Source organism: Kitasatospora sp. NPDC091257, assembly GCF_044757675.1.
GTDB classification, from domain to species: domain Bacteria; phylum Actinomycetota; class Actinomycetes; order Streptomycetales; family Streptomycetaceae; genus Kitasatospora; species Kitasatospora lactacystinica.
This window is the reverse complement of record NZ_JBIVVI010000474.1, coordinates 1-6,392: the sequence shown is the minus strand read 5'-3', so window position 1 is coordinate 6,392 and position 6,392 is coordinate 1. Positions and strand designations below refer to the sequence as shown.

Below are 6,392 nucleotides of genomic sequence, written 5' to 3'. Positions count from 1 at the left end.
GAGTCGCGCAGCAGGAAGCCCAGCGCGCAGGCCGCGCGCGGCTCGGGCGGCTGTGCGGACGCCCGGTGCGTCGGGGCGGGCCGGTGGCGGCCTGCCATCACTGTGGTGCGAGCCCGTCGATCAGGGCGAGGGCGTCCTCGACCGATCCCGCCGGGTCGATCACCGGACAGAGGACCCCGCGGACAGTGCGGGTGGCGTCCAGTACGAGGGTGAGCCGCCAGAGCCGGTCGACGCCCGCCGCCCGGAAGGTGGGCAGGCGCAGCGCGGCGGTCGGCCGGACTTCGCCGTCGGAGAGCAGCGGGAAGGGGAGGCGGGCGTGCTCGGCGAACGCGGACAGCTGGTCCGGGCGTTGGGTGCTGACGCCGTGGGCCCGGGCGTCGCGGGCGGTGAACTCGGCCGCGCGGTCGCGGTAGGTGCCGGACTCCAGGGTGCAGCCGGCCGCGCCGGGGATCTCCCCCCACCCGGGCGGGTGGTCCGGGCCGCCGGAGGCGTGGGCGCCGGGGTGGCAGTAGAGCACCGTCCAGGTGGCGCCGGGCGCCACGGGGCCGGTCGACTCGCCTGTGGCGGCGGGGAGTTCCAGCTCGGGCAGCCGGTGGCCGGTCAGGCCGTGCACACGGCGGGCCGCTTCTCCAGCACCCCGGCGGCGACCAACGCCTTGAGGCGCTCGGTGAGGACGCGGCGGCTGACGCCCAGTCCGGTGCAGTGGACAGGTTGCGACAGAAGGGGTGGGCCCGATGGTGGATGTGACGACGCGGACAGCGGTCGCGGCGGACCGGGGAGCGGAGCACGAGGCGCGACGCCGGACTTCGGCAGGAGTGTTCTGGCGCTACTGGACGGGATCGCTGGTCAGCCGGCTCGGGGACCAGGTGACCAGTGTCGCCCTGCCGTTGATCGCCGTGCTCACCCTGCACGCGACGGCCTGGCAGGTCGGCCTGATCACCGGCGCCGGGTACCTGGCGTGGCTGCTGGTCGGACTGCCGGCCGGCGTCCTGGTCCACCGGCTCCCGCTGCGCGGCACTCAGGTGGTGATGGACCTGGTGCGCGGGCTGGCCGTGGCCTCGGTTCCGGTGGCGGCCGCGCTGGGCGGCCTCGGCCTGCCGCACCTGGTGGCGGTCGCGCTGCTGGTCGGGCTGGCGAGCGTGGTCTTCGACGTCGGCAACTCCACCTTCCTGCCCTCCATCGTCCCCAGGGAGGAGCTGACCGCCCGCAACAGCCTGCTCTCCGGCAGCAGCGCCGCGACCGAGCTGGCCGGCCCCTCGCTCGGCGGGGTGCTGGTCCAACTCGTCGGCGGCGCGGCCGCGATGGTGCTGGACGCGGTCAGCTACCTGGTCTCGGCGGCCCTGCTGCGCAGCCTGCCGCGCGCGGAACGGTCCGCCGTCGCCCGCCCGGCCGGCGCGGGGATGCGGGAACAGATCCGCGAGGGCTGGCACTTCGTCACCCGGCACCCGGTGATCGGGCCGTGCGCCGCCGACGCCACCGCGGTCAACTTCGTCGCCGGCGGGCTGATGACGCTCACCCCGGTGTTCCTGGTCGACACCCTCGACGCGCCGGCCGCCGCCGTCGGCGCCCTGATGGCCACCGGCGGTCTGGGCAGCCTGATCGGCGCCGCCCTCACACCCCGGGTGGTCTCCCGGATCGGCAGCGGCGGCGCCCTGCGGAGGGCGGCGCTGATCGCCGCGCTCTTCACCTTCCTGCTCCCGGCGGCCGGCTCCGGCTGGGCGGCGCTCGTGTTCGCCGTCGGCAACGCGGGCTTCTCGGCGGGAGTGGTGGTCACCAGCATCGTCACCCGCACCCACCGGCAGACCCACACCCCGCCGGAGCTGCTCCCCAGGGTGATGGCCACCGTCCGGTTCGTCTCCTGGGGCGCCATCCCGGTCGGCGCGGTCCTGGCCGGTGCCGCCTCCACGGCCTGGGGCCCGCGCACGGCGCTGCTCCTGCTGGCGGTGTGCAGCCTGGCCGGCCCGGCGATCCTGCTGGCCGGTTCGATCCGCCGGGTGCGCGACCTCGCCTGACGCCGGTCGCCCGCCGCCGCCCCGGGCGCCGTTCGGTCGAACGGCAAGGCCCGGGGGAGCGGCGAGCGGGGAAGCCGAGGGGCAGCGGCGGGCGACCGGCCTCTCCCGGGCCTCGCACGACTGTCGGACGGGTGGACGAGAATGGCAATATGCCGTCGACGCGGAGGGCGGTGCCACCGATCCGCTCGGTGGCACCGCCCTGGCCGGTGTCAGCCGACGGCGACTCCGTCGGCGCCCAGGCCGGCCGCGTTGCCGACGGCCTTCAGCGCATCCGCCGAGGAGGCGGCGCGGCACGCCATCTCCACGGCGTGGAAGCCGACTTCGGGTCCGACCCGGTCGGCGGGGCCGCCGGGTGCGTCGCGGAAGACGGCGACCTCGCCCGGGAGCAGCTCCGAGCGGAGCAGGCTCGCCAGGCCGGCCCGGCCGCTCAGGCTCAGCTTGCGGTAGATGCGCGTCAGGTGCTGTTCCACCGTGCTGACGGTGATCCAGAGCTTGTCGCTGATCTCCCGGTTGCTGTCGCCCTCGGCCGCCAGTTTCGCCACCCGGAGCTCGGCCCGGCTGAGGCCGGTGAGCAGCGAGCCCACCGCCCCGCCCGGGGTGGTCGCCGGGGGCGGTCCCAGCGGGAGTGCCGGCTCGTCGTCCTCGCGCGGGCCGTCCTCGGCGGGGCGGCGGTCGCCGCAGTCCCCGAGCCCGGCGTCGGTGTGCGGGTCCGCGCGCGGTTCCTCGTCGGGCCCGAACCCGTCGCCGACGGACCGCCCGTGTTCCACGGCCGGGGCGAATCCGGCCCGGATCCGCTGGGTCCCCGCCTCCGTCCGGGCCGGTTCGAGCCGGTCGCCGGGCGTCCGCAGGCGGTCGACGGCCTCCTGCAGCAGGGCGGCCTTCTCCCGGCCCCCGTCGTGGTCGGCCAGGATCCGGAGCAGGGCGCCGCGGGTGCGGTCGTCCAGGGACGGTTCCTGCAGCTGGCTGGCCGCCAGGTCCCGGGCGGTGACCGGGTCACCGGCCTGGAAGGTGGCCTCGACCAGGCTGGCGGTCAGCGGGATCAGGGCGGGGATGTCCAGTTGCCAGACCCTGAGCCGACGGGCGCAGGTCCGGAGGTCGTCGAGCGCCTCCGTGGTCCGACCGGCCGCCAGGGCGAGCCGGCCGCGGGCGTGCAGGTAGCGGATGCCCATCACGGTCTCGAACATGGCGCTCGGGACCTCCCGGCCGGCCTCCTTGGCGGCGTCGTCCGTCCGGCCCAGTGCGAGGTGGGCCTGGATGAGCACCGACAGCGGATAGCCGATCGACACCCCCCAGTTCTCCTCGCCCGCCAACGACAGGGCGTCCGAGGCGAGTTCGGCGGCGGCCTCGGGATCCCCGTCGCGCAGGCACACGTCGGCCCGGGCCGCCTTGAGCTGGGCCAGCCAGGTGGTCGCACCCCGACGGGTGGCGTGGCCGATCAGCTCGTCGCACCAGAGCAGGGCCCGGCCGGGCTGGTCCCCGTCGGCGAGGGCGAGGATCGCCGTGGTGATCGCTTCCAGCGGCATCCCGTCCACCCGGCAGGAGGACAGGACGCGTTCGGCGAGCGAGGCGCTCTCCGCGTCGCCGCCCCGGGCCCAGACCCGGGAGAAGACCCCGATCGCCTCCGCTGCCGCGGGCAGGCAGGTGCCCCCGCCCCCGGTGCCGCAGAGCTCGTCGAGGTTCCAGGACCGGGTGAAGGACGGGCCGAAGAACCAGTGGAAGACGTGCAGGAGTTCGACGCCGTCCTCGTGCCCGAGGGTGAGGTGCGTGCGCTTCGCCTCCGCGAGGACGGTGGACACGGTGGTGAGGTCTCCCCGCCACAGCAGCGCCCGGATCAGTGCGACGACGTCCTTGCCGGTGAGCTTGCCCTCCACCAGGGCCTCGCGCAGCGCGCTGGTGTGCGGGGCGACCGCGCTGGGGTTGGTCTGCCAGGTGGAGTGGACGTACGTGCGCAGGGTGGCCAGGTGCTGGTCGTCGTTGGCCGCGGCCAGCGCCAGGTTGAGGTAGAGGTGTGCGGTCGAGGTCTTCCCCTCGGCCAGCTCCTGCTCCGCGGCGTCGGTGAGGATCGGTACGGTCCAGTCGCCGTCGGCCTCGCCCGCGGCGACGATCTGGGCGGCGATGACCGTGGTGGCCATGCCCAGGTCGCGCCGGAGCTTCGTCGCCCGGGTGTACAGCGTGGTCTGCTCGGTGCGCGAGAGCGAGGCGAGGACGGCGGCCGCGACGTTCGGGTGACGGAACTCGTCGCCGGCGGTCAGGCCGGCGTTGGTGAGGATCTCCAACGCGTGCCCGACGCACCGCTGGTCGAGGTCGAGCAGCCGGCCGAGCAGCGCCGGGGAGGCGTGCTCGCGCAGGACGGCCATGCCGCTGGCGACCGCGAGGATCTGCGGTTCCCAGCGGTAGAGGCAGGCCAGGACGGCCATTTCGAAGGACCGGCCGACGCGCGGCAGGTCGTCGGGCCGGGCCCGGTCGTGGGTGGCGTCGAGGTGGTTGTCCTCGATCAGGGCGTGGACCAGGATCGGGTTGCCCCCGCTCAGCCGGTGGACGGCCGGGGCGAGTCGCGGCGCGATCGCGTGGTCCGGGGTCCGCTCCAGGATGGTGCGGACGGTGTCCTCGGACATCGGCTTGAGCTGGACCCTGCTGTGCGGCGCGCGGGTCACCTCGGCGCGGAACAGCGGCAGCGTGGGCTGCGGCCGGTCCCACTCGTTGAGCACCATGAGCATGCGCTGGGGGCGCATGCGGCGCTGGAGGTAGAGCAGCGCCTGGAGCGAGGCGGTGTCCGCGAAGTGCACGTCGTCGATGCCGACCACCACGGACCGGCCCTCGCAGGCGCCCAGGAGGACGTTGCAGAGCCGACGGATGGTCTCGTTCTCGACGGCCTGCGGCCGTTCGAACCGGTGGTCGGGGCCCAGGTGGTCGCCGAACGCCTCCGCGACCAGGGCGGATATTTCCGCGGCGAGTTCGTTCGGCAGTTCGGCGCAGCGCAGCAACTGCTCGATGACCCCCATGGGGAGATCCCGTTCCGCCCGCGAACCGGTCGCCTGGAGGACCAGTGCTCCTTCTTTTGCCGCCAGCGCCGAGAAATCGTGCAGAAGTTGGGTCTTACCACTTCCCAGGGTTCCGCTGACGAGGACCACCCGACCGTTCCCGCAGGACAGTCCCTCGAACAGGTCCAGTAAATACTCCAACGCTTCATGCTGTTCGGCTCGAATCAGCAAGAATGCCTCCGAGTTGTTGTGTAAAAGCCTTGCATCCACCGCAACGGAAAGGCTGACTCCCCCGTTTTGCCTTGAGCCTCCATGACGTTGCGTGATCACTCAGATGCACGGTGTACACAGCGCGAGGGGAACGCCGGCGGGACCGAGAGCCCGGGTTTGCATCTACTTTCACCCTAGGCGAACTTCAACGGCGAACGCTAGGGACTCCGTTCAGCACCACACCAGTGACTTAAGCATCGTGCGTGTAGCGTGGTTTCAGGAGGTGTCGGATGTCGCGACCAGGGCAGTTCGGCCCGGAACCGGGCGGGGGACTGCCCGACCGCATCGCGGTCGGGCTGCTGACCGGGTCGTTCCCGCCGGAGCTGGTGGAGCGGGTGGTGGCCCGGTGCGGGCGGGAGGGGCAACGGAACCGCCTGCTGACGCCGAAGGTGACGGTCTACCTGGTCCTGGCGATGTGTCTGTTCCCGGGCCACGGCTACCAGGAGGTCGCCCGCAAGCTCGTCCGGGGACTGGCCTGGGCGGGGCGCTGCACAGCGCCGGGGCAGGTGCCCAGTACGGCGGCGATCTCGCGGGCCCGGGTGAAGCTGGGGGCGGAGCCGTTCAGGGAGCTGTTCGCCGAGGTCGTCCGGTCGGCGGCGGTCGAGGAGGCCGGGCAGGCCGGGCAGGTCGGGCAGGCCGGGCAGGTCGGGGGCGTCCGGTACCGGGGGCGGCGCCTGGTCGCCGTCGAGGGTGCGGCGATCGAGGTGCCGGACAGTGCCGAGAACGTGGCGTACTTCGGACCGCCGGAGCCCGGGGGCGGGTACCCGCGGGTGCGGCTGGCGGCCCTGGTCGAGTGCGGCACCGGCGCGGTCGCCGCGGCGGCCACCGGCCCGTCGGCGGCCGCCGTGCCGAACCTGGCCCGGGGCCTCTTCGACCGCCTCGGCGGCGGGGATCTGCTGCTCGCCGACCAGGGCGGGTTCGACGGTCCGGCGGTGTGGCGGGACGCCTCCGCCGGTGGGGCGGACCTGCTGTGGCGGGTCGGCCCGGACGCGGTGCTGCCGGTGCGTCAGCTGCTGGGCGACGGCTCGTTCCTGTCCGGGTTCGCCGCCGACGGGGGCGGTCGCGGCGGTGGCGGGTCGGGCCGGTCGGCGGGGTCCGCGGCGCCGGTGGTGCGAGTGGTCGAGGACCC

4 protein-coding genes are annotated in these 6,392 nt (G+C 74.3%); 2 read left to right on the top strand and 2 right to left on the bottom strand.

Going from position 1 to position 6,392, the window contains the following annotated elements; translation table 11 throughout:
• Positions 1-97: 97 nt before the first annotated feature.
• Positions 98-613: a redoxin domain-containing protein gene (locus tag ACIQOV_RS21935; RefSeq protein ID WP_401050864.1), complete on the bottom strand. Its 516-nt coding sequence runs from the start codon at positions 611-613 to the stop codon at positions 98-100.
• Between the two features lie 121 nt (positions 614-734).
• On the opposite strand from ACIQOV_RS21935, the gene ACIQOV_RS21930 reads away from it, so the two are divergent.
• A complete protein-coding gene (locus ACIQOV_RS21930; protein ID WP_401050862.1) occupies positions 735-2,012 on the top strand; it encodes an MFS transporter in 1,278 nt (425 codons plus the stop codon).
• 209 nt (positions 2,013-2,221) lie between these two features.
• On the opposite strand, the gene ACIQOV_RS21925 is transcribed toward ACIQOV_RS21930, so the two are convergent.
• Positions 2,222-5,263, bottom strand: a complete 3,042-nt coding sequence (locus ACIQOV_RS21925) for an AAA family ATPase (protein ID WP_401050867.1) — start codon at positions 5,261-5,263, stop codon at positions 2,222-2,224.
• Between the two features lie 230 nt (positions 5,264-5,493).
• On the opposite strand from ACIQOV_RS21925, the gene ACIQOV_RS21920 reads away from it, so the two are divergent.
• A partial coding sequence (locus ACIQOV_RS21920; RefSeq protein ID WP_401050860.1) for a transposase domain-containing protein occupies positions 5,494-6,392 on the top strand: 899 nt, incomplete at its 3' end.

Coding starts and splice junctions, on each gene's coding strand:
- ACIQOV_RS21930 (WP_401050862.1), top strand. CDS start 735: ATGGTGGATGTGACGACGCGGACAGCGGTCGCGGCGGACCGGGGAGCG.